Here is a 23,493-nt window from a genome sequence, read left to right on the forward strand (position 1 = left end):
TCATGATGGCCGCCTGTTCGGGCGGCCGTTTTGCATTCGCGCCAGAGAAAACGAAAGGCGCCGGAACGATGTGTTCCGGCGCCTTCTGTGACTCATCTGGGTGCGCGAAGCGCTCAGGCCGTCGGTTGCGGCGTGGCGCCGTCGGGCTCCTCGCCCTTCGGGCGCGGCTTGGTGGTGGGCACCGCCGAACCGCGCGGCGGCGTCGTGTCGTCGAAGGCGTCGCGGACCGGCGGGCGGCCGTTCATGATGCCGCGCAGCTCCTCGCCGGTCAGCGTTTCGAACTCCAGGAGCGCCTCGGCGATGGCGACGAACTTGTCGTGGTTCTCGCTGATGATGCGGCGGGCGTTCGTCTCGCCTTCCTCGATGTAGCGACGGACTTCCTCGTCGATCAGCTTGGCGGTTTCGTCGGCCATGTTGGTCGACTGGCTGACCGAGTGGCCGAGGAAGACTTCCTGCTCGTTGGGCCGGTAGCGGACGCGGCCGAGCTTCTCGCTCATGCCCCATTCCATCACCATGGACCGGGCAAGGCCGGTGGCCATCTGGATGTCTCCGGCGGCGCCGGTAGTGACCTTTTCCGGGCCGAAGGTGAGGATCTCCGCCTCGCGGCCGCCGAACAGCATGGTCAGGCGGGCCAATGCCTTCTCGTAGGTCCAGTTGTAGCGGTCGCTCTCGGGCAGGGTCATCACCATGCCGAGCGAACGGCCTCGGGGGATGATGGTCGCCTTGTGGATCGGGTCGATGGTCTTGTCGAGCATCAGCGCGATGATGGCGTGACCGGCCTCGTGATAGGCGGTGTTGCGCTTCTCCTCGGGCGTCATGGCCAGCGACTTGCGCTCGGCGCCCATCATCACCTTGTCCTTGGCGTCCTCGAACTCCGTCATGGTGACGATGCGCTTGTTGCGGCGAGCAGCCAGCAGGGCGGCCTCGTTGACGAGGTTCATCAGGTCGGCGCCGGAGAAGCCGGGCGTGCCGCGCGCCAGAACCTTGAGGTCGACGTCGGGCGCCATCGGCACCTTGCGCACATGGACCTTCAGGATCTTCTCGCGGCCGTTGACGTCGGGGTTCGGCACGGTGATCTGGCGATCGAAGCGGCCGGGTCGCAAGAGGGCCGGGTCGAGAACGTCCGGACGGTTGGTGGCGGCGATGATGATGACGCCTTCATTCTGCTCGAAGCCGTCCATCTCGACCAGCAACTGGTTGAGCGTCTGCTCGCGCTCGTCGTTGCCGCCGCCGAGGCCGGCGCCGCGATGGCGGCCGACCGCGTCGATCTCGTCGATGAAGATGATGCAGGGAGCGTTCTTCTTGGCCTGCTCGAACATGTCGCGGACGCGGGAGGCGCCGACGCCGACGAACATCTCGACGAAGTCCGAACCGGAAATGGTGAAGAAGGGCACGTTGGCTTCGCCGGCGACGGCGCGGGCAGTCAGCGTCTTGCCGGTGCCCGGAGGGCCGACCAGCAGCACGCCGCGCGGAATGCGGCCGCCGAGACGCTGGAACTTCTGCGGGTCGCGCAGGAACTCGACGACCTCCTGAAGGTCTTCCTTGGCCTCGTCGATGCCGGCCACGTCCTCGAAGGTGACGCGACCGTGCGCTTCGGTCAGAAGCTTGGCCTTCGACTTGCCGAAGCCCATGGCCTTGCCACCGGCGCCGCCCTGCATCTGCCGCATGAAGAAGATCCAGAGACCGAGCAGAATCAGCATCGGCAGCCAGTTGAGCAGCGTGCCGATCAACGAGATGCTCTCGGTGGGCGGACGGGCGACGATGGTGACGCCGGCCTTGGTCAGCTCGCCGATGTAGTCGGCGTTATACGGGGCATAGGTCTGGAAGGTCGCGCCGTTTTGCATGTGACCGGTGATCGTCTGATTAACGATGGTCACGTCGCGCACGGAGCCCTGGTCGACGTTCTTGAGGAACTCCGAGAAGGCCACGTCATTGCCGGGCTGGCGCGTGTCCGAACCCTGGAACAGCTGGAAGAGCGCCACCAGCAGCAGCAGGATGATGACCCAGAGTGCGAAATTGCGGAAATTTGCGTTCATCGTCGACCTTTGAGGCGCATCGCGCGATGCGGAAGGAGCCGGGAGAGCGGGTTCGGCCCCCATCACCCTAGCCCGTGTCGGGTTAAGATAGGTTGTCGGTGCTGCCTTGCCAAGCCACGGACCGGCAATCCTCGCTTGCGCCAGGCGATTGCCGGCAGATCGGCCGGGTCGCGATCGTCAATCCGGCCGGAAGGTCGCCGCCGTCGGCCGCGCGAACGGTCGGCAGGCTGGCGGCGGCGGCGGCGGGCATGTCGCCGCTGCGGGCGCCGGGGCCGCGCGCGGCGATCACGAGGCGCCGACCTTCCGCGCCAGCGATCGACACTGCGAACCTGTTGTCCCAGACGTGGTCGCCGTCGGTGTCGACGACCAGTTCGGGGAAGCCGGTGCGGCCGGCCTCGGCATAGAGCCAGAGGCGATCCGATCGCAGGTGCAGCACGACGCCGGCCATGGTGGCGCGCCGGGGAACGGTGCCGGCCCGGAAGGCGGCATGCCAGCCCTCGGGCGCATCGGCGCGCGGCGGATGCTCGGACGGGCGGATGGCGCGGATCAGCCGTACGATGAGGCGAAGGCCGATCTCATCGGGCGCGGCGGCCAGCGCGGCGGTGTCCACCGACCAGATACCGCCATGGCTCACGGCCGATCTCAGGGCAAGGTCGTCGGTCGCCGACTGCAGCGCCGCCTCGGCGCGGGCCATGCGTCGTGCCGTGCCGGCGAGGCGCTCGGCGGTGAGGCCGAGGTCGGCGATGGCCGGCAGCGTCTTGCGGAAGCGGACGCGGGTGTAGCGATCCGAGGCGTTGGATGGGTCGGAAACGTAGGGAATGCCGGCATCGTCCAGCAAGGCGACGAGATCGGCCTTGGTGACGTCGAGGAGCGGGCGCAGGAAGCGGACGCCGTCGATCGTCCGCTCGGCCGGCATGCCGGAAAGGCCGGCGACGCCAGAGCCGCGCGCCAGGTGCATCAGCAGCGTCTCGGCCTGATCGTCGCGGGTGTGGGCAAGAAGGACGGCGTCGAGCTTGCCTCGATGGGCCGCTTCGACGAGCAGGCGGTAGCGGGCGGTGCGCGCTTCGGCCTGGATGTCGGTTACGGGCGGCGGCCCGTCGTGGCGCCAGACCAGCTTTTCAGCCGGGTGGCCAAGGCGATTTGCGAAGGCCACGACGGCGTCGGCCTCGCGGGCCGCTTCCGGCCGGAGACCGTGGTCGACCGTCAACACGACAAGAGCGGGCGCTGCCGGGCTCTCATGCTTCCAGCGATCGAACAGAACCAGAAGAGCCGTCGAATCCGGGCCGCCGGAGACGGCGATGCCGACACGGCAAAGGCCGGCAAGAGGGGAGAACAGTCGGGCCCGCGACGTCGCCGTGAGGGGGGCGGGCGAAGCGGAACAGCCGGTCATGTCAACTGCAGCCGAGTTTCTGCTTCCGCGTGGCGACGCGCGAGACAAGGCCGGACTGCGCCTTGGGGAATTTCTTGGTCAGCTCGCCATAGGTGGCGCAGGCGGCGCTGGTTTCGCCGAGACCTTCGAGCGACAGACCCAGCTTGAACAGGCTGTCGGGGGCCTTCTGGCTTGTCGGGTGGTTCTTGTAGGTGGCGAGATAGGACGTGGCGGCGTCGCGATACTGCTGGCGCGAATAGTAGCTCTCGCCGAGCCAATACTGGGCATCGGCGGCGCGCGGATCGCCGGGGAAGTCGGTGAGGAACTTCTTGAAGCCGGTCTCGGCCGCCACGTAGTCGCCGCTGACGATCGAGGAATAGGCCCGATCGTAATCGGCGCCGGGATCCACGGTCGGCGGCGGCACCGAAGCCATCTGCTGCGGCGCGGCGGTCGGGTCGGCGACCGGCGGAGCGGCAAGCACGCCTCCGGCCGCAAGATCCTGGCCCGCTGCCGCGGCCAGACCGCCGGAGGAGGCGATGGCCGAGTTGTCAGGGGTGAAATCGCCACGTGCGATCGCCGACAGGTCGAGCGGCCCCCCGACGGCGCTCGCCGACGGTGGGGCACTTTCGGCCATCGCGCCTGGCAGCGTGCCGAGCGGCGCCGGTGGAGTACCCAGCGTGCCGTCGGCGGGCGGCGGGGCGGCGCCGACCGTTCCGGGCGCGTCGATGGCGAAGCCGGCTTGCAGAGTCTCGCCGCTGCCGACCGAATCCATCGGCGCGTCGGCGGTGGCGGTCGCTGTGGCGCCGACGCCGGGGGTAGCCACGGGAGGAGCGATTTCGGATCGCTTCTGGCCCTTGCCGCCTTCAAGTTGCTGAAGACGGAACTCGTTGTCCTCCTGGGCTCGCTTCAGGAGGTTCTGCAACTGCTCGATCTGGTGGGTCAGTTCGTCGATGCGGCCGTTCAGCTGGCGCATCTGCTGTTCGACGTTGTCCAGACGCACGGCCTGCTGCGCGGCGTCCTGCTGGCCGGGGATGGAGGCGGGCGGAACCGGGTCGGAGCCGAAGAGGCCGGCCGATGCCGGAGCGGCGGCGAACAAGGCGATGCCAAGCGCGGCCGCCAGAGTGGCGGAACGGAAATGGCTCGGTGGACGAAAAAGACGGCTGGTCATCAGCGCGGTTATCCCAGGCAATTCTGACGGAGCCCTCCCGTAGGCCGGTGATCCGCCGGGCGGAGGGCGCCTTCGTCGAAGACAGGACCATGATGCCGCTGTCGGCGCAACCCCGACGACGACGGCGGACGGACTTCCGGACAGCGCGGCAGTCGTTTCAGTCCCTCCGCCGGCACTAAAGCGCCGGACTTCGGCGGCATTGCGGCCATGACACGAAAATCCCGGACCCCCATGCGGGAATCCGGGATGATCGTGCCTGGGGTATGGCGGCGGCGGCGGACGGAGATCAGCCGCCGGTGTTCAGCACGGTGACGGCGCGGCGGTTCTGCGCCCAGCAGCTGTCCTGGTCGCAGAGGGCGACCGGGCGTTCCTTGCCGTAGGAAATGGTGCGGATGCGGGTGCCGGCAACGCCACGGGCGACCAGGAAGTCCTGCGCGGCCTTGGCGCGGCGGGCGCCGAGGGCGAGGTTGTACTCGCGCGTGCCGCGCTCGTCGGCATGGCCTTCCACCGTGACGGTGTAGTTCGGGTAGAGCGCCAGCCACTGGGCCTGACGACCGAGAACGGTCTGGGCCTCGGTGTTGAGCGAGGTCGAATCGGTGTCGAAGAACACGCGGTCGCCGACATTGACCACGAAGTCCTGGGCGCTGCCGGGCGTGGCGGCGCCGGCGCCACCGGCACCCCCCGCGAGCTGGCCGTCGAGTTCGCTCGGGCTCTTGGCGCAGGCTGCGGCGAGGAGGGCAAGACCGAGAGCAAGCGCTCCACGGCGGCTGAAAAGTCTGGTGGCTGTCGTCATGATACCGGTAATCCTCGAATACGTTCTGACCGGATGTTTCGAGAGTCTTGGTAAACGGCTTTGGTTAAGCCCACGTTCAGAGACGTGGTTAACGAAGCACTAAAACTCGGGTTCGCGGCCTTTTGATGGTAAACGCGGCGTCGGACGAGCGTCCGCCGCCGCCGTTTTCATTACTTGAGCAAGGGCGACCAGGCGGGGTCGGAGGCGAAGTTGGGCGTCGGAACGCGCTGCTCGTTGCGGCCGGTGAGATCGACCGACCACAGCTGCGGACCGCCGTTCGGGCCACCGGAGTCGCGGAAGAACATGATGACGCGGCCGTTGGGCGCCCAGGTCGGGCCCTCGTTGTGGAAGCCTTCGGTGAGGATGCGTTCGCCCGAGCCGTCCGGCTTCATGACGCCGATGGCAAAGCCGCCACCCGACTGGCGGGTGAAGGCGATGAGATCGCCGCGCGGGCTCCATACCGGCGTTCCGTAGCGGCCGCTGCCGAAGGAAATGCGGGTGGCGTTGCCGCCGCCGGCGCTCATGACATAGAGCTGCTGGTTGCCGCCGCGGTCGCTCTCGAAGACGATGCGCGAGCCGTCGGGGGAGTAGGAGGGCGACGTGTCGATGGCCGCTGCATCGGTCAGGCGAACCGGCGAGCCGCCGATCGGCATGGCGTAGATGTTGGCGTTGCCGTTCTGCTCGAGGCTCATCACCACCGCGTTGCCGTCGGGGGAGAAGCGCGGCGAGAAGGTCATGTTCGGGAAGTTGCCGACGAGCGAACGCTGTCCGTTCTCGATGTTGAGCAGGTAGACGCGCGGCTCGCTGGCCCCGAAGGACATGTAGGTGACCTGCTGCGAAGTCGGCGAGAAGCGCGGCGTCAGCACGAGGTCGCGGCCGTTGGTCAGGAAGCGGACGTTGGCGCCGTCCTGATCCATCAGGGCGAGACGCTTGACGCGGTTGCCCTTGGGGCCGCTCTCGTCGACGAAGACGATGCGGGTGTCGAAATAGCCCTTCTCGCCGGTCAGCCGCTCGTAGATGGCATCGGCGATGATGTGGGCGATGCGGCGCCAGTTCTCCGGCGTGGTGAAATACTGCTGGCCGGCGAGCTGGGTGCCGCCGAACACATCCCACAGACGGAAGTCGGCCTGCAGGCGGCCGTCGGCGGCGCGGACGATGCCGCCCGAAACCAGCGCCTGAGCGTTGATCACCCGCCAGTTCTGGAAGTTCGGCACCGCGTTGGGGTCGGTGATGCGGTCGACGAAGGAGGCCTGGTTGAGCACCTGGAACAGGCCCGAGCGCTGCAGGTCGGCGGCAATGACGCCGGCCATCTGCTGGCCGACGTTGGCGGTGTCGCCGCTGCCGACGAAGTTCGGGATGGCGATCGGCAGCGGTTGGATGTTGCCGCCGTTGATGTTGATGGTGATCTCGGCGCTGGATGGCGCCGCCGCCGTGACCGCGGCGAGGGCCGCCAGCGCGGCGAAGAGAGTGCGGACCAGTTTTCGCATCCTGAGGTGCTCCCAGACGGGTGTTCCGGACGTGTTCCGATCGAACGATGCGGCCCAGTCCGGCTCGACTTGCTTGCTCGCCGCGTCAATAGGACGACGGCGGGGTGAAATTCATGTTCACGACCTGCCAGTTGTCGAACTTGTCCTTCGGCAGGAACGGGTAGGGCGCGCAGCGCTGAACGGCGCGCACGGCGGCCTCGGCGACCGCCTGACCGGCGGGGCCGGCGGGAATGGCCTTGATCTCGGGCGGCCCGGCGAGGTCGCCGTCGATGGTGAAGGTCACGCGCAACGGCACGACCATCTGGTCGACGCCCTCGGCGCCGACCGGCGGATTGAAGCAGGCGGTCACGGCGGCCGTCAGCGCGTCGAGCTCGCTCTGGCTCATCTCGGCCACCGGTCCCGTCCGGTTCTCCGAGCCGAGCGAGGCCTCCTGGTCGGACTCGCGGTCGCCGCCGCCGGAGGGATCCACCTTGTTGAGAAGCGCGGCCATCTCGTTGGGGTCGAACTCCTCGCTCTTGGAATCCTTCTGCGTCTGCTTGGGCTTTTCCTTGACGGGCTTGGCCGGCGTCTTGTCGGGCTGGTCCGCGGCGTCCTCGGCCGGCGTCGGGGCCGGCGGCTTGGGCTTCACGGGCGGCAGCTTGGGCGGCACCGGCGCCGGCTTGTCGGCTTCCTTGATCTTTTCGGCGATCTCGCCGGTGTCGGCCTTGGGGGCTTCCTCGAGCGCGGCGGTCTTCGTCTCCTCCGGCTTCTCGGCCGGCGGCGTTTCGGCCGGCTTGGGCGGCGCGGCCTTGGGCGGTGGCGGCGGTGGCGCCTCGGCCGACTTGGCGGCGGCGGTGTCGGTCGCCTTCTCGGTGATCGGCGTCGACTGGTCGTTCTTGGCGGCGCCGACCCGTTGCGAGTCGGGGCGCGGCACCGGCGTCTTCACCTTGGCCTGGGAGGCGTTGTTGGATTTTTGCGCGTTCTTGTTGCCTTCGGCGATCTGCGACACGTCGGAGATCGGCACGAGGTCGACCGGCAGGGCGTCCACCGGCGCGGCGTCGAACGGCTTCGCGCCGGAAAAGGATGCAAATCCCCAGGCGAAGAGCAGGACGTGACCGATGACGGATGTCGTGAGACCTATGCGCATGTATCAGTTGGACGGCGCCGCAGCCGTCCCCGTTTCCTCTTGCGTGATGAGACCGATCTTCTTGAAGCCGGCCGCCGAGATGCGTGCCATGACGCGCATCACCGTGCCATAGTCGGCGGTCTTGTCGCCGCGCACATAGATGCGTTCCTCGACGCCGTTCTTGGCGACGGCCATCAGCTTGGGAACCAGCTCGTCGAAGGCGATCTCGCTGTCCTGGATGAAGACCTTGCCGGAGGCGTCGACCGAGATGTTGATCGGGTCGGTCTGGCCTTCCATCGGCTTGGCGGCCGTCTCTGGCAGATCGATCGGCACGCCGACGGTGAGCAGCGGCGCCGCCACCATGAAAATGATCAGCAGCACCAGCATGACGTCGACCATCGGCGTCACGTTGATCTCGCTCATGACGCCCCGGGCATGGCGACGCCTGCGGCGACGGCTGCCGGCTGGCGATCCTCCTGCGACACCCATGCCCATGGTTCAGCTCCTGTCGTCGATTTGGCGAGACAGGATGGCCGCGAACTCGTCGGCGAAGCCATCCATGCGAGAACCGAGCTTGGCGGCGTCGGCGGAGAGTTTGTTGTAGGCGAGCACCGCCGGAATGGCGGCGGCCAGACCCATGGCGGTGGCGAGCAGCGCTTCGGAGATGGCCGGCGCCACCACCACGAGGCTGGTGTTCTTGGAGGTGGCGATCGCCTGGAACGAGCTCATGATGCCCCAGACGGTGCCGAACAGGCCGATGAACGGGCCGGCCGAGCCGACGGTGGCGAGGAAGATGAGGCGCGCTTCCAGGCGCTCCATCTCGCGGGAAATGGTGACGTCGATCACCTTGCCGATGCGGTCGGTAATGCCCTGGAAGGAGACGCGCCCGGCTTCGTGACTGCGCTTCCATTCGCGCATGGCGGCGACGAAGATGGCGGCGAGGCCCTCATTGGAGCGGGCGGTGAGCGAACGGTAGAGCTCCTCGAGCGACTGTCCGGACCAGAACACCTTCTCGAAGCGGTCCATCGAGCGACGGGCGCGGTTGTAGGCGACGATCTTGTCGACGATGATCGCCCAGCACCATACCGACGCTGCCAGAAGACCGAGCATGACGGCCTTCACGACGAAACTCGCCTGCCAGAACAATGCCCAGATGGACACCTCGACGGCCGGTGCTGCGAGCGCGTTCTGGGTCAGTTCGACCGGATTCATGGGTATCTTCCGTTGTCCTCAGGATGAAGCGGCAATCTCTAGGCGCCAAGTCGCGTCGGCCGGGGCTGGCTGTGGCGGCATGCGTTTATGCCTGAGCTTCCACATGCCGCCGAAATTTGGCGAAAACGGGACTTGACGGTCAGGAAAACCGGGGTATTTCGCCCCTCTGCCGCCGGGACGGGTTCCGCCGCCGACGGCGCCGGAGTCCCGTTTCTGTCATCCTATGGTATGGTTAAGGAAGGTTTACCGAAGCGCCCTATTTCAGCGCGCGCCTTCGATCAGCGCCGCCATGGCCGGCGGCAGGCGACGCGGCCTGCCGTTGCCGCCGATGGCCACAACCTCGACCTCGGCCGAGGCGAGGAGAGCGCCTTCGCGCAGAAGCCGCTGGGCGACGGTGAAGCGGGGGCCGGAAATGCTGGCGATTTCCGTCTCCACGGTCAGAAGGTCGTCGAGAAGACCAGGCTTCAGATACTCGATGGCGAACTTGCGGACGACGAACAGCAGCGCATCCGGGTCGGTCCGGTCGGCCGTGGCGCTCTGGCTGATGCCGAGATCGCGCAGGAACTCGGTGCGGCCGCGCTCGAAGAAGCGCATGTGGCTGCCGTGGTAGAGAATGCCGCCGGCATCGGTATCCTCGAAATAGACACGAACGGCGAGGCGATGGACGGTCAAAAGGCTATGTCCTTGGCGGCTGCGACGGAGACGGGCGCATCGAATCGCGACCAGACCCAAGTGTGGTGGCGGACCACATCGGCCGCCGGCAGATGAGGTCGGTCCGAAGTCGTATGCCCGTCGGCGATGACCGTGGTGGCAATGCCACGCGAGGCGGCGGCACGAACGGTGGTGTCGACGCAGAAATCGGAGGCATAGCCGCCGACCACGATGCCGTCGACGCCCAGCCGATCGAGCGTGGCGGCGAGTTCGGTGTCGCGGAAGCCGTCGCAGAAGGTTTTGGCGACGACGGTGTCTCCGGGCTTGGGAGCGAGGGAAGGGTGGAACGCCCAGCCGGGCGTGCCGCGCTCCCATTCGCAGCCCGCTTCCTCATGCTGGATGAAGATCACGGGCGCGCCGGCGGCGCGTGCCTCGGCCGCCTTGCCGTCGAGAAGAGCCGCCACCTCGTCGATCCGGTAGGCGCGCGGTTCGTCGAAAAGGTTGGCCTGCACGTTGATGATGACGAGGGCGCGCGTCATGTCACTCTTCCTCACCGCCGGAAAACAACGTGAACTGAGCCTCCTCGGCGGTCTTGGGCACGGCGAAGCCCATGTGGCGGAAGGCATGCGGCGTCAGCAGGCGCCCGCGCGGAGTGCGCTGCACGAAGCCCTTCTGGATGAGATAGGGCTCGACGATGTCCTCGATGGCGTCGCGCGGCTCGGCGATGGCCGCCGCGATGGTCTCGATGCCCACCGGGCCGCCGTTGAAGCTCAGGGCGATGGTGTTGAGATAGCGCAGGTCGAGCGCGTCGAGGCCGATGGGGTCGACGTCGAGCCGGGTCAGCGCCCGGTCGGCGATCTCGGCGGTAATCGTCTCGGCGCCGGCGACGATGGCGAAATCGCGGACGCGGCGCAGCAGGCGGCCGGCGATGCGCGGGGTGCCGCGCGACCGCTTGGCGATCTCGGTCGCGCCATCGTCGGCGATGCCGATGCCGAAGATGCGGGCGCCGCGCCGGACGATCAGCTCCAGCTCCTCGGTGGTGTAGAACTCCAGACGGATGGGAATGCCGAAGCGGTCGCGCAGCGGCGTGGTCAGGAGACCGAGGCGGGTGGTGGCACCGACCAGCGTGAACTTGGCAAGGTCGATGCGGACGGAACGGGCGGCCGGCCCTTCGCCGATGATCAGGTCGAGCTGGTAGTCCTCCATGGCGGGATAGAGGATCTCCTCGACCGCCGGGCTCATCCGGTGGATCTCGTCGATGAACAGGACGTCGCGCTCCTCGAGATTGGTGAGGAGGGCGGCGAGGTCGCCGGCCTTGGCGATCACCGGACCGGAAGTGGCGCGGAAATTGACGCCGAGCTCGCGGGAGACGATCTGTGCCAGCGTGGTCTTGCCGAGGCCGGGCGGGCCGACGAACAGCACGTGATCGAGCGCTTCCTTGCGCGTCTTGGCGGCGTCGATGAAGACCTGGAGGTTGGCGCGCGCCGGCGCCTGACCGACGAACTCGGAGAGCGCGCTCGGCCGGATCGACTGCTCGAAATCCTCGGGGCGCTTGTCGCCCGAGACGAGACGGCTCTCTTCGCTCATGGTGGTCCGATCGTCTCCGGCGGTCCTGGTTGCTCGGCGTCGACAGCGCTGGTCCGACGCAGGGCTCATGGCGAATGCCGCGTCGTTTTCTCCAGCCGAATCGACGCGCGGCGTCGGCTGTTCGCCTTTCGTTTTGCACGAAAGGCAGGCCCTTGCCAAGCCGCGACGGCTGGCGTCGACCGGAAGTGCCGCATCGGTTGTCAATGCGCCTATTTGTTGACTGCCATTGATCACAATTCCATCACGTCAGCGTGATAGACCGCATTGACCCTCGGTAAAGACAGGTTAATCTTTCCCTGGGTTCGAGGGGTTCCATCACCGGCGAGGTGGTCATGGCAGCTTTCAGGACGATTTTCGGGTGCTTGCTGTTTGTGGTCGCGCTGGCGACGGTCGGCGGCCTTCTTTCCACCCCGGTGCGCGCTGAAAGCATCGTCGGCTTTTCCGACGACGAGCTGATGGACGGCTTCCAGAAAACGGTGTTCGGCGTCGAGTATGGCGGCGCGTCGGCGGGCAGCGCCGTCAAGAAGTTCAACGGCGCCGTGCGCGTCCGTGTCATCAATCTGGCCGACAAGGACCGCCAGCGCGAGGTCGCCGGCTTCGTGTCGCGTCTGCCCCGTCTCGTGCGCGGCCTCGACATTCGCATGGCGAGACCCGGCGAGAACCCCAACTTCACCGTCTACGTCGTCGATCGCGCCGATTACGTCGATACCGTGCGGACCGACGTGCTCGGCTCGACGCACGGTTCCGTGCCGGGGCAGTGCCTGGTTCGGGTCTACCCGGGCTCGCTCGGCATCGTTCGCTCCACGGCAGTGATCGTGTCCGACGAAGGCAACAGCCTGTTCCGCCGCTGCATGGTGGAAGAGATCCTGCAGGGTCTCGGCCCGATGAACGACAATGCGGCGCTCTATGCGTCCGTGTTCAACGACCGCTCGCGTCACGACCGCTTCATGCCCTTCGATCGGGCGGTGGTGTCGATGCTCTATGACCGGCGCATCCGCCCCGGAATGACCCGCTCCGAGGTCGGTGTGGTGTTGCCACGCGTGCTCGCGGACGTCAGGCGCTCGGTTCGATAACGCTTGTTCCCTTTGAAGGCCCGCTCCAGCTCGTCACCGCATGGTGCGCTGGATGCGGCTCACGAAGTGACGCTGCTCGTTGGGCGGGCGCTTCTCGATGGCCGCCGTGATCACATCGCGGCGGTCCGGCTCCGTGACGTAGATCTGGGCGAGGGCCTCGCGCCCCCGATAGCTGGCGGCCAGTGTCTGGGCGTCGTCGTCGGCGATGGCCCTGATTGCCGGCGGCGCGTCCGGCATGGTGGCGATGAGCCGCGTCCGCTCGATGGCCAGAGAGTACTGCCAGGGGCCGTAGGCACGGCTGCGTTCAAGGGCCTGAAAGGCGATGTCGCGCTTGTCCGGCAGGGTGACCGCGAACTGGGCGAGGGTCAGCCACAGGCGGGCGTTGCCGGGCGCCGTCGTCACCAGTGAGCGGGCGCGTTCGTAGCAGGCCTCGTTGAGGCGCGGGCGATCCTCGGCAACGATCGGGGGAGTGGTCAGGCCGAAAGCCAGGGCGCGGCAATCATACTCGAAGACGCTGAGGGCGCGCTTGCTCGACAGGAACGGTACGTCCGGATCGGCTGCCACCGACTGCAGCCGGTCGGCGGAGTTGCCTGACGTGGTGAGGAACGGCGAGGCCTCGATGCTCATTCCATAGAGGCCGAGGCAAAGCAATCCGCCCGAGAACAGGCCGATCAAGGGTGCCGACAGCTTCAGCGATATCATCACCAACTTCCCCAATGACGCATGCCGGCCATGGCGGAACATCAGGTCTCTCGACCGGCCGCGGCGCGGACTTGGAGCGACATGGTCGCTCTTCCGTCTCTCTACCCCGGACAGCCTTAACCGTCTCGGGAAAATTCGCCGGCAGCTGGCAAAAAACCGCTGGACCTTTTATAGGGTAGACCGGATAAATACTTAAAGACAAGAGGTGTTGGCGGTCTTTGCCGTCGGCCGATGCGTCCGTTTCGGCGAAGCGGACAGTTGTTTGTCGGAATGGAGCTCGCTCTATTGCTCACAAGGGTTCGATCGTTTTTCGGTTTTGGCGGCAAAACTGTGCCGGCTCCGAATGAAGGTGGTCGCGATCGCATCGAGATCGATGCGAAGGACGCCGTCGTCTACGCGATCGGTGACGTACACGGTTGCTTTGACGAGCTGAGGGCGGCCGAACAGCGGATCGCGGAGGATGCAGCTCACATCTCCGCCAAGCGCCGTATCATTCTCTGCCTCGGCGATCTGGTCGATCGCGGACCTCGTTCGGCCGACGTGCTCGATCATCTGACCGGCGCGCAGCCGAACGGTTTCGAACGCCTGTCGCTCTGCGGCAACCACGACGAAACCTTCCTCTCCTTTATCGAAGATCCTCAGGGGAACATGGGGTGGCTGGACTTCGGTGGCGAGGAGACGCTTGAGTCCTATGGCATCGACTTCACCCGGCTGGCTCGTCATCGCGGCGGCGGAACCGGTCTTCGCGACATCCTGCAGTCGAGGGTGCCGGAAGCCCATGTCGCCTTCTTGAAGCAGATGCCCGTATCGGTGCGTTTCGGAAATGTCCTGTTCGTCCATGCTGGCGTTCGTCCCGGCGTAGCGCTCGACGAGCAGGACGACGACGACTTCATGTGGATTCGCGAGCCGTTCGTCAGCCAGCCGCACGGGCTGGGGCTCACGGTGGTGCATGGGCATACGCCGGCCAACGAACCGGTGTTCGCGCCGGGGCGCATCGGCATCGACACGGGGGCATTCGCCACCGGTCACCTGACGGTGCTCAGGGTGTTCGACGGCGAGGCAACGGTCATTCAGTGATACCGTTTCCGTCGGGTTTCGACCTTTCGGGCGGAACCTGGCGGAAGCGGAAGCGCCCGACCGGGCGCCGGCCGGTCAGGCCGAAACCCGCTTGAGTCGGATGAGTCCGGATCAAGCGGAACGCGTATGAAGCCTGCTTCGGGCGACCGTATCGCCGAGGCTTCAAACGAAAACGCCGGCCGCGAGGGCCGGCGTTGTGCGTTTCGTGGTGTTGATGTCAGCGCATGGCCAGCTGGCGTGACCTGAAGTCGATCACCTCGGTCGGCGCGGCCACCGGGCCGGCGAAGCGGGTCGACACCAGCATGCCGTAGGGCTGGGCCGAGAAAGTGGCATTCACCGCCTGAACCGGCGCCTCGAACAGCGTGGCGATGTGCAACTGATCGGGATGGGTCAGCGTGCGGAAGCGGCCCCAATAGACAGATTGGCCGCCGTCGAGAAGCGAGGGGCCATCCTCGGAGGTGATTTCCGGCAGTTCGATGTTGGCGAACATGTCGCTCTTGCCGCCATCGATCACGGGTCGGGCGAGCTCGGGCGCCGGCGCCGGCGCGGCGGGCTTGCGCGGCGTCGGCACAAGGGCTGCCGTCTGCAGCGGCTGGTGGGCAGGAGCGGCCGGCGGCGCAAAGGAGAGGGCGGAGGCGGACGGCTCCCGGTCCTGGGCGACCTCGGCCAGCGCCAACTGGGCGGCGATGGCGTCGTCGCGACTGGCGGCCACGGGCGGCAGGGGCGCTTCCACGGGGACCGGGGGCTTCTGCGGCGGCAGCATCATCGGCGCGTCGAGCATTGCCAGTTCGGTGACGGCGGCGATCTCCGAAGGCTTGGCCTGCGGCAACGGCACGTTGTCCATGGCCAATCGGTCGGCTTCGCTGAGCTTCGGCGCGGCGCCGGGTTCGAGACCGGCCGGCAGCGTCGCATCGGCGAGACTGGTGATCCGGCGTTCGGGAGCGGGCGGAGGCGTGAAGGCGGCGGTCAGCACGGGCGCCGTCGGCGCGGCAGCCGGCGGGGTGGCCTTCGGGGCGACGGGAGCCGGCTTGGCGGCAACGGCCGGCGCCTCGTCATTGTCGGCGGCGCCGATCTCCTCTGCGGTATCTTCCTCGTCGTTGGAGAACAGCATGGCGAGCAGGCCGCCGCCCTTGCTGGACTTGGAGGACGAGGATTCGGCCGAGGCCATGGCGACGTTGGACGTGGCGCCCTTCTCGCGCTGCAGCTCGGCGAGCGCCTGCTGGTAGCCGGGCAGGGGCTTGCCGTCGGAGGGGATGTGGGCGGTCTTGCCGTCGGGGAACAGACCAACGAGCTGCGTGCGGCTGAGACGCGGCCAAGCGCGCACCGAGCCGACGTCGATATGTACGAAGGGGCTGTTGGCCGACGGATACCAGCCCACACCGCCGTTCTGCATCTGCACGGCGATCATGCGCAGCTTGTCGACGGACACGTCGGGAATGTTCATGTCCATCGCCTTGCCCAGCGAATGCTGGCTGTGCTTGGCCACGGCCGAGGAACGGGATCGCAGCATGTTGTTGGTGGCGAGCGAGCGATAACCCGAGACCACCTGAATCGGCTGGCGCGATCCGGACTTCTGGTAGACCTCCCACACCGTGTCAAACAGGCGTGGGTCCATCCGCGTCGCCTCGTTGCGTCGCCAGTCGCGCAGGAAGCGATTGAGTTCGTTGAGCGCCGAGGGGATGTAGCGACCATCCTTCTTGAAGACGATGGTCAGCCGCTCCTTGGTGTGCATGTTGTAGAGATCGAGGGTGCGACTATCGGCCGCCTTGGCCACGGAGGTGAGGATCGACAGCGCCGCGGCGGAGCCCACGAAGGCGCAGAGCGTCGCACGGCCGGCGGCAATGGCGAGACGGGAGGAGGATAAGCCCGCGAATGCGCCGAAAGCCTTGGCTGCTTTCATCGAAGCTGTTCCTCTCCCTGATGATGTGTTCACTGTCCGGGTTTTCACGCGTCTCTATCCGCTTGCTCTCGTCTCCAGCCGGCAGGGATTATTGGGCTGAGAAATTAAGCAACGGTTTACCGTAAGCCGATCACGGCCGGCTTGGGTCCCGATGGTCGGAAATATCCCCTGGATTTCACGGGCCGTACAATACCCGGCGCCGGTCAAAAGGCCAAGTGGGTAGTTCATGGCATGGTGGAAATGCCAAAAGACCTGCCTTGCCAAGGACAAAGCAGGTTTTCAGCCTGGTTGACCGGGGCGAGCCAGTCAGATCTGCGACATGCCCAAGGCCTTCTTGATGGCCTGGACGTGGCCGTAGATGTCGTCGCGGAGCTGCAACTTGCCGCCGTCGTCGACGAAGGCGGTGAAGTAGGCGAGGTGCACCTTGAGATGGGTGGCGATGTCCACCCGCCGCTCGTCGCCGCCGAACATCGCCTGCAGCTTCGGCACCGTCCACTGCGGATCGCCCTGCAGCACGGCGTCGGCGAAGGACATGGGGTCGTCGACGCGCACGCAACCGTGGCTGAAGGCGCGGACATCGCGGTTGAACAGGCTCCTCAGCGGCGTGTCGTGCAGGTAGACGGCATGCTTGTTCGGGAACATGAACTTGATGTTGCCGAGTGCATTGGCCTCACCGGGAACCTGGCGGATGCCGACCGCCTTTACGGCGTTCTCGTCCCAGATGATGCGGGTGGGGTCGATCAGCTGGCCGTCCCATGTCACCTCGTAGCCGTGACGGGCGAAATAGCCGGCCGGATCGGCCTGGATCGCCGGCAGCATTTCCTTGACCTTGATCGATTCCGGAATGTGCCAGTAGGGGTTGACCACCAGATACTGCATTTCGCCGGAGAAGATCGGCGTCTGGTTGGCGGTCTTGCCGACGACGACGCGCGCCTCGTGCACCTTGAGCCCGTGACGGATGACGCGCACCTTGAACTCGGGGATGTTGACGAAGACGTAGTCCTGGCTGAGATCGCGAGGCATCCAGCGCCACATTTCCATGTTGGCGATGATCTCGCCCTCGACGTCGCGGTGGGCGCCGTTGAGAACGGCGAGCGTGCGGGCGCCGACGACGCCGTCGGCGGCGAGGCCGTTTTCCTTCTGGAAGGTTTCGACGGCGGCAACCAGCGCGTCGTCGTAGAGCGTCGGGTCGATGCCTTCGATCGGCGCGGCGAGATCGAGCCGCTTGCGCAGGCCGGGCACGCCGTCATCGCTCATGCCGGGCTTCAGCGACTTGGCGAGCGCCACGGGCTCGGGCGCCGGCTCCGCCTTGTCCTTGGCGGCGCGCACCTCGGCCAGCATGGCCTTGAGGCGCTTGAAACCTTCGGTCGGCGGGTTGAAGCCTTCGAGCGCGACGGCCGGATCGGCGGCATCGGCGACCGTGGCCAGAGCCTTGCCGGCGGGAATCCGCTCGGGGGTGCGGGTGATGTCCTTGGAGATCGACCGAGGCGCGACGCGGCCACCGGAGGCCTGCTCGGCGAACGTTGCCACGGCCATGGAGACGCGAAGATCGGCGTTGGCGACGAGCTCGGTGGTCGCGGCCGTGAGGTCGGCTTCCGGCAGCGCATAGTCGATCGGGTTGAGGCCGTCTTCCACCGCGTCGGCGAGGCGGGCGATCGTCGCCCTGGCCTTGTCGGAATAATGATCGCCCTCGACCCAGAGCGGCTGGTTGCCGCGAGCCTCGTAGACCTTGGCGACGGCGTCGGCCCGACGGCGCGCATCGCCGGTTGCCGAGGCGACGACCTTGGCGATTTCGGCGACGATCGCCTGATCGATCGGCATGCCGGGGAGCGTGGTTGCGACGACGGGCGTCGATGCGGGTTCGACAGCCGGCGTCGTCACGGCGGGCGTGGCGGTTTCCGTCGCGGGCGTGGAGGGCTCGACCGTGGGCGAGGCGGCAACTGGCGCTGCATCGGTGTCCGTCGTCGGCGTGGTCGCAGCCGGCGGGGAGGCTTCCGAGGCGGGCGTCGCGGCGTCGTTGGCCGGCGGCAGAGCCTTGCTCTCGACGGCTCCCGGCACTGTGGTTTCGGTCGCCTTGGCACCCAGAGGGTCGAAGCCGGTTTCGGCGAATGCCGGCACGGCGACAAGGCCGATCACGGCGGTGGAGAGAAGAAACCGGGTCAGCGAGGAGATCATAACGTTCACCACGTCCATTCCTGCGAGGCTCTGGGGCCGGACAAGAAATGTCATAGAAGGTCTGTTTGGCGGTTCGCCGGCCCTTCGACAAGGCCAACACACCGCCAAAGGTCGATTACGTGCTTCTTGTTACTCCGCGGCAACACCCGCGTCGTCCTGGTCATCGTCGGCGATGCCGTATTCCTTGAGCTTCCGATAGAGCGTCGAGCGGCCGATGCCCAGCCGACGCGCCACCTCTGCCATGCGGCCGCCGTAGTGGTCGATGGCGAGGCGGATCATCTCCTCCTCGATGGCGACGAGCGGGCGGACATGGCCGTCGTCGGCGAGCGACCGCAGGAAGCCGAAGGGGGCAGGGTCGTTGCCGGGGCCGGAGTTGACGGCGACGCCGATGAGGCCGTCCTCGGCCGCTACCGTGGATGGGGCGGTCTCGATGGTCACCTGTCCGCTTGCGGGCGGCGCATCGGTGCCTTCGACCCGACGGATGGCGGAGACGTGGCCGGTTTGCGCGGCGATCTGCGGGAAGTCGTCGGCCGTCAGCTCACCGCCGTCGCACAGGATGACGGCGCGGAAGACGGCGTTCTCCAACTGGCGGATGTTCCCCGGCCAGTTGAAGGCGCCGAGCATGGCGACCGCGTCGGGCCGAATGCCGGTGATGCGGCGCTTGCCTTCCTCGGCGGCGAAGCGCGTCACGAAGTGGTCGACGAGCAGGGGAATATCCTCGCGGCGATCGCGCAGCGGCGGCACGAAGATCGGGTAGACGTTGAGCCGGTAGTAGAGGTCTTCGCGGAAACGGCCTTCCTTGACCATGTCGAGGAGGCGCCGGTTGGTGGCCGAGATCAGGCGGAAGTCCACCTTCTGCGATCGGCGTGCGCCGACGGGCTCGATCTCGCCCTCCTGGATGGCGCGCAGCAGTTGCACCTGGATGTCGAGCGGCAGCTCACCCACTTCATCGAGGAACAGCGTGCCGGTGTGGGCTTCCTGGAACTTGCCGGTATGGCGGTCGACGGCGCCGGTGAAGGCGCCCTTCTCGTGGCCAAACAGCGTGCTCTGCACGAGGTTCTCGGGAATGGCGCCGCAGTTGACGGTGACGAAGGGCTTGGTCCGGCGGTCGGAGGCATTCTGGATGGCGCGGGCCACCAGTTCCTTGCCGACGCCGCTCTCGCCCTCGATCAGGATGGGGATGCCGGAGGTGGCGGCGCGTTCGCCGAGGCGGAGGACGCGGGCCATTTCCTGGCTCTTGGTGATGATGTCGCGAAAGCCGAGGCCGCTTTGCGCCGGGCGGCGGGCGCGGCGGATCTCGCCTTCGAGCGCGGTGACCTTCAGTGCGTTCTGGATCGAGACGGCGAGCCGCTCGTGGTTGACCGGCTTGACGATGAAGTCGAAGGCGCCGGCCCGCATGGCGCCGACCACCGTGTCGATGGAGCCGCGCGAGGTCTGGACGATCACCGGCAGGGTCTCGCCGGCCTTGGCCAGGCGTTCGAGCACCGCCATGCCGTCGAGGTCGGGCATGACGAGGTCAAGAATCATCAGCTGGAAATCGCCCCGCGCCGCGGCCAGCATGGAGAGACCCGCCTCGCCGCCGTCGGCGGTGACCGCCTCATGGCCGAAGCGCTTGACGGCCTCCTCGAGGAGGCGGCGCTGGATCGGATCGTCGTCGACGATCAGGATGCGAGCGGCCATGCGTTAGTTCGTCCTTCCGCGTCTGTGCCAATTCGGGGCACTGTGCCGGTCCAAGGGTTAAGAGAAGGTTAGGCTGTGGCGCCCCGTCCCCCATTTTCGCCGACATTTCCGTTGATCCCTTGCGGTCCGAGCACGTAGTCTTGCGCATGGTGCCCTGCGCCGCATTTGGAGTTGTCGTTCGATGAGCCGTTTCCGTCTGCCCCGTCCCGCCTTTCATCCTGCCGACGCCGGCGCCGTTGCCGAGGCGCTGCCCGAGTGGGATCTGTCGGCGCTTTATGCCTCGCCCGACGATCCGGCCATCGAGCGCGATATCGAGACGGCGGCCAATGCCGCCAAGGATCTTGCTGGCCGGGCAAAGGGGCAACTGGAGGCGATCCTCAAGGCGCCGAACGGCGCCGCCGCCTTCGCCGCGCTGATCGCCGACTACGAAAGATTGCAGGATCTTCTGGGCAGGGTGATGTCCTATGCCGGTCTTCTCTACTCGGGTGATACCACCGATCCCCAGCGCATGAAGTTCTATGGCGACGTGCAGGAGAAGATCACCGCCATCTCCTCGGGTCTCCTGTTCTTCGAGCTGGAGCTCAACCGGATCGATGACGGCCTGATCGAGGCCGGCTTTGCCGACCCGGCGCTCGCCCACTATCGGCCCTGGCTCACCGACATCCGCCTCGACAAGCCCTACCAGCTCGAGGATCGAGTGGAGGAACTGTTCCACGAGAAGTCGATCACGGCCTACTCGGCCTGGAACCGCCTGTTCGACGAGACCATTGCCGGCCTTCGTTTTCCGGTCGACGGCGAGGAGCTCGCCATCGAGCCGACGCTGCATCTCCTGCAGGAGGCGGACCCGGCCAAGCGCAAGGCGGCGGCCGAGGCGCTCGGCAAGGTGTTCGGCGAGAACATCGGCATTTTCGCCCGCATCACCAACACGCTGGCCAAGGACAAGGAAATCTCCGACCGCTGGCGCGGCTTCAAGGATATCGCCGACTCGCGCCACCTCGCCAACCGCGTCGAGCGCGAGGTGGTCGACGCGCTGGTCGAGGCGGTGCGGGCGGCCTATCCGCGTCTCAGTCATCGCTACTACCAGCTCAAGGCGCGCTGGATGGGCGGCGAGACCATGCCCTACTGGGATCGCAACGCGCCGCTGCCCGGCGCCGTCACGCGTCTGGTGTCCTGGAGCGAGGCCAAGGCGACGGTGCTCGACGCCTACGGCCGCTTCTCGCCCAGGATGGCCGATATCGCCCGCCGCTTCTTCGACGAGAACTGGATCGACGCGCCGGTGCGGCCGGGCAAGTCGCCGGGCGCTTTCGCCCATCCGACCGTGCCGTCGGCCCATCCTTACGTGCTGCTCAACTACCTTGGCCGCACGCGCGACGTGATGACGCTCGCCCACGAGCTCGGCCACGGCGTGCATCAGGTGCTGGCCGGCCGGCAGGGCGCGCTGATGGCGCCGACACCGCTGACGCTGGCCGAGACGGCGTCGGTGTTCGGCGAGATGCTGACCTTCCAGTCGCTGCTCGGCAGTGCGGCGACGCCGGCCGAGAAGCGGACGCTGCTCGCCTCGAAGATCGAGGACATGCTCAACACGGTGGTGCGGCAGATCGCCTTCTACTCCTTCGAGCGCAAGGTGCACGCGGCCCGGCGCGAAGGCGAGCTCACCGCCGACCGGATCAACGAGGCCTGGCTGTCGGTGCAGGGCGAGAGCCTCGGGCCGGCCATCACCGTCGGCCCGGGCTACGAGACCTTCTGGGCCTACATCCCGCACTTCATCCACTCGCCCTTCTACGTCTACGCCTACGCTTTCGGCGATTGCCTGGTGAACTCGCTCTACGCCGTATTCGAGAAGGCCGAGGCCGGCTTCCAGGACAAGTATTTCGCCATGCTGGAGGCCGGCGGCACCAAGCACCACACCGAGCTTCTCAAGCCCTTCGGTCTCGACGCCACCGATCCGGCCTTCTGGCAGATGGGGCTTTCGGTGATCGAGCGGATGATCGGCGAGCTGGAAGTGCTCGACGCCGAGATCGCTCGACAAGGGTAACGGCACCGCCCATCGTTCATAAGTATTTGCGCGGAAACGCAAAAGCCCGCCGGTTCTCCGGCGGGTTTTTCCTTTTGGGCCAAATACTTATCAGGGAAACCCCCGTGAATGCGGCCGGGCTTCGTTTTACACAGGTCGAACGTTACGTTGCATTACGCAAGCAAAAGGCTCTAGGAGTTTTTCCGGAGGTCCGGTCGGCCTCGGCTCGCCTTCCGGGGAGGGATGGCGGGAAAAGGGGGTGCCTGCGGGCGGCTCTCCCGATGCCGGCGCCCGAACGACATCCTGGAGAAGCTCAATGAAGATTGCGGTGTTGAAAGAACCCGATTCCGAGGAGGGGCGCGTTGCCATCACACCGGAGACGGCCAAGCGCTTTATCGGCCTTGGCGCGACGGTGCTGGTGGAAGCCGGCGCGGGCCTGCGGTCGCTCATTCTGGATTTCGACTACACGATGGTCGGCGCCGTGATGGCCGGGACTGCCGCCGACGCGGTGCGCGAGGCCGACATCGTGCTGACCGTGCGGCGTCCGTCACATGAGGTGCTGTCGCAGCTCAAGAAGGGCGCGCTCGCCATTGCCATGATGGATCCCTATGGCGATGACGCCGCCATCAAGGCCATGGCCGAGACGGGCGTCACCACCTTCGCCATGGAGTTCATGCCCCGCATCACCCGCGCGCAGGTGATGGACGTCCTGTCGAGCCAGGCCAACCTCGCCGGCTATCAGGCGGTGATCGACGCTTCCTATGAATATGGCCGCGCCATTCCCATGATGATGACGGCGGCCGGCACCGTGCCGGCGGCGCGCGTCTTCGTGATGGGCGCCGGTGTCGCCGGCCTGCAGGCCATCGCCACCGCCCGCCGCCTCGGCGCCGTGGTGACCGCGACTGACGTCCGCCCCGCCGCCAAGGAGCAGGTGGAAAGCCTTGGCGCCAAGTTCGTCGCCGTCGAGGACGAAGAGTTCAAGCAGGCCGAGACGGCGGCGGGCTATGCCAAGCCGATGTCGGCCGAATATCAGGCCAAGCAGGCGGCGCTGGTGGCCGAGCACATCAAGAAGCAGGACATCGTCATCACCACGGCGCTGATCCCCGGCCGGCCGGCGCCACGCCTCGTCTCGGCCGAGATGGTGAAGTCGATGAAGCCCGGCTCGGTTCTGGTCGACCTCGCCGTCGAGCGCGGTGGCAATGTCGAGGGCGCCAGGCTCGGCGAGATCGTGATGACGCCCGAAGGCATCCGCATTGTCGGCCACAAGAACGTGCCCGGTCGCATCGCCGCCACCGCGTCCCAGCTCTACGCCAAGAACCTCTTCGCCTTCGTCGAGACCATGATCGACAAGAAGGAGAAGATTCTCGCCGTCAACTGGGACGACGAACTCGTCAAGGCAACCGCGCTGACGCGCGACGGCGCCGTCATCCATCCCGCTTTCCTGAACTGACGCGGAGACCGTCC

The 23,493-nt window shown here is 66.8% G+C and carries 19 protein-coding genes; 4 read left to right on the top strand and 15 right to left on the bottom strand.

From position 1 onward, the window contains the following. Window positions 1-113: 113 nt before the first annotated feature. From ftsH to ruvB, 11 genes are all read right to left on the bottom strand, one after another. Window positions 114-2,036: an ATP-dependent zinc metalloprotease FtsH gene (ftsH, locus tag M4J39_RS17040; protein ID WP_251729617.1), complete on the bottom strand. Its 1,923-nt coding sequence runs from the start codon at window positions 2,034-2,036 to the stop codon at window positions 114-116. A gap of 82 nt (window positions 2,037-2,118) precedes the next feature. Further along, window positions 2,119-3,426, bottom strand: a complete 1,308-nt coding sequence (gene tilS / locus M4J39_RS17045; RefSeq protein ID WP_251729618.1) for a tRNA lysidine(34) synthetase TilS — start codon at window positions 3,424-3,426, stop codon at window positions 2,119-2,121. A gap of 1 nt (window position 3,427) precedes the next feature. Further along, entirely contained in the window at window positions 3,428-4,573 is a 1,146-nt protein-coding gene (gene ybgF, locus M4J39_RS17050; RefSeq protein WP_251729619.1) for a tol-pal system protein YbgF, read from the bottom strand. A gap of 286 nt (window positions 4,574-4,859) precedes the next feature. Beyond that, a complete protein-coding gene (pal, locus tag M4J39_RS17055; RefSeq protein WP_251729620.1) occupies window positions 4,860-5,366 on the bottom strand; it encodes a peptidoglycan-associated lipoprotein Pal in 507 nt (168 codons plus the stop codon). A gap of 170 nt (window positions 5,367-5,536) precedes the next feature. After that, window positions 5,537-6,853, bottom strand: a complete 1,317-nt coding sequence (tolB, locus tag M4J39_RS17060; RefSeq protein WP_251729621.1) for a Tol-Pal system beta propeller repeat protein TolB — start codon at window positions 6,851-6,853, stop codon at window positions 5,537-5,539. 85 nt (window positions 6,854-6,938) lie between these two features. Next, window positions 6,939-7,979: a cell envelope biogenesis protein TolA gene (locus M4J39_RS17065; RefSeq protein WP_251729622.1), complete on the bottom strand. Its 1,041-nt coding sequence runs from the start codon at window positions 7,977-7,979 to the stop codon at window positions 6,939-6,941. Window positions 7,980-7,982: 3 nt separating this feature from the next. Beyond that, window positions 7,983-8,453 (bottom strand): protein TolR, encoded by a 471-nt coding sequence (gene tolR / locus M4J39_RS17070; protein WP_251729623.1) that lies wholly within the window; start codon window positions 8,451-8,453, stop codon window positions 7,983-7,985. A 3-nt stretch (window positions 8,454-8,456) separates the two neighbouring features. Further along, entirely contained in the window at window positions 8,457-9,170 is a 714-nt protein-coding gene (tolQ, locus tag M4J39_RS17075) for a protein TolQ (protein ID WP_100082253.1), read from the bottom strand. 261 nt (window positions 9,171-9,431) lie between these two features. Further along, window positions 9,432-9,842: a YbgC/FadM family acyl-CoA thioesterase gene (locus tag M4J39_RS17080; protein ID WP_251729624.1), complete on the bottom strand. Its 411-nt coding sequence runs from the start codon at window positions 9,840-9,842 to the stop codon at window positions 9,432-9,434. Further along, on the bottom strand, window positions 9,839-10,360 hold the full coding sequence (locus M4J39_RS17085; RefSeq protein WP_251729625.1) for an isochorismatase family protein: 522 nt from the start codon (window positions 10,358-10,360) through the stop codon (window positions 9,839-9,841). Before M4J39_RS17085 ends, M4J39_RS17080 begins: the two co-directional genes overlap by 4 nt. A gap of 1 nt (window position 10,361) precedes the next feature. After that, entirely contained in the window at window positions 10,362-11,408 is a 1,047-nt protein-coding gene (gene ruvB, locus M4J39_RS17090; RefSeq protein ID WP_251729626.1) for a Holliday junction branch migration DNA helicase RuvB, read from the bottom strand. 332 nt (window positions 11,409-11,740) lie between these two features. Between ruvB and M4J39_RS17095 the strand changes: the two genes are divergently transcribed. Continuing rightward, window positions 11,741-12,481, top strand: a complete 741-nt coding sequence (locus M4J39_RS17095) for a DUF2927 domain-containing protein (RefSeq protein ID WP_251729627.1) — start codon at window positions 11,741-11,743, stop codon at window positions 12,479-12,481. Window positions 12,482-12,514: 33 nt separating this feature from the next. On the opposite strand, the gene M4J39_RS17100 is transcribed toward M4J39_RS17095, so the two are convergent. Beyond that, window positions 12,515-13,183: a hypothetical protein gene (locus M4J39_RS17100; protein WP_251729628.1), complete on the bottom strand. Its 669-nt coding sequence runs from the start codon at window positions 13,181-13,183 to the stop codon at window positions 12,515-12,517. Window positions 13,184-13,513: 330 nt separating this feature from the next. Here M4J39_RS17100 and M4J39_RS17105 point away from each other — a divergent pair, with 330 nt between their 5' ends. After that, window positions 13,514-14,260: a metallophosphoesterase gene (locus tag M4J39_RS17105; protein ID WP_251729629.1), complete on the top strand. Its 747-nt coding sequence runs from the start codon at window positions 13,514-13,516 to the stop codon at window positions 14,258-14,260. A gap of 217 nt (window positions 14,261-14,477) precedes the next feature. On the opposite strand, the gene M4J39_RS17110 is transcribed toward M4J39_RS17105, so the two are convergent. The 3 genes from M4J39_RS17110 to M4J39_RS17120 all read right to left on the bottom strand — a co-directional run bounded on the left by M4J39_RS17110 (window position 14,478) and on the right by M4J39_RS17120 (window position 20,015). Then, a complete protein-coding gene (locus tag M4J39_RS17110; RefSeq protein ID WP_251729630.1) occupies window positions 14,478-16,160 on the bottom strand; it encodes a DUF882 domain-containing protein in 1,683 nt (560 codons plus the stop codon). 306 nt (window positions 16,161-16,466) lie between these two features. Then, the gene (locus M4J39_RS17115; RefSeq protein WP_251729943.1) at window positions 16,467-18,335 is read right to left on the bottom strand and encodes a L,D-transpeptidase family protein; all 1,869 of its coding nucleotides are present in this window, start codon (window positions 18,333-18,335) and stop codon (window positions 16,467-16,469) included. 129 nt (window positions 18,336-18,464) lie between these two features. Beyond that, window positions 18,465-20,015: a sigma-54 dependent transcriptional regulator gene (locus M4J39_RS17120; protein ID WP_251729631.1), complete on the bottom strand. Its 1,551-nt coding sequence runs from the start codon at window positions 20,013-20,015 to the stop codon at window positions 18,465-18,467. 181 nt (window positions 20,016-20,196) lie between these two features. Between M4J39_RS17120 and M4J39_RS17125 the strand changes: the two genes are divergently transcribed. Next, window positions 20,197-22,050: a M3 family oligoendopeptidase gene (locus M4J39_RS17125; RefSeq protein WP_251729632.1), complete on the top strand. Its 1,854-nt coding sequence runs from the start codon at window positions 20,197-20,199 to the stop codon at window positions 22,048-22,050. A gap of 295 nt (window positions 22,051-22,345) precedes the next feature. Next, a complete protein-coding gene (locus M4J39_RS17130) occupies window positions 22,346-23,479 on the top strand; it encodes a Re/Si-specific NAD(P)(+) transhydrogenase subunit alpha (protein ID WP_251729633.1) in 1,134 nt (377 codons plus the stop codon). Window positions 23,480-23,493 lie beyond the last annotated feature (14 nt).

Source organism: Pleomorphomonas sp. NRK KF1 (assembly GCF_023721755.1).
GTDB lineage: Bacteria > Pseudomonadota > Alphaproteobacteria > Rhizobiales > Pleomorphomonadaceae > Pleomorphomonas.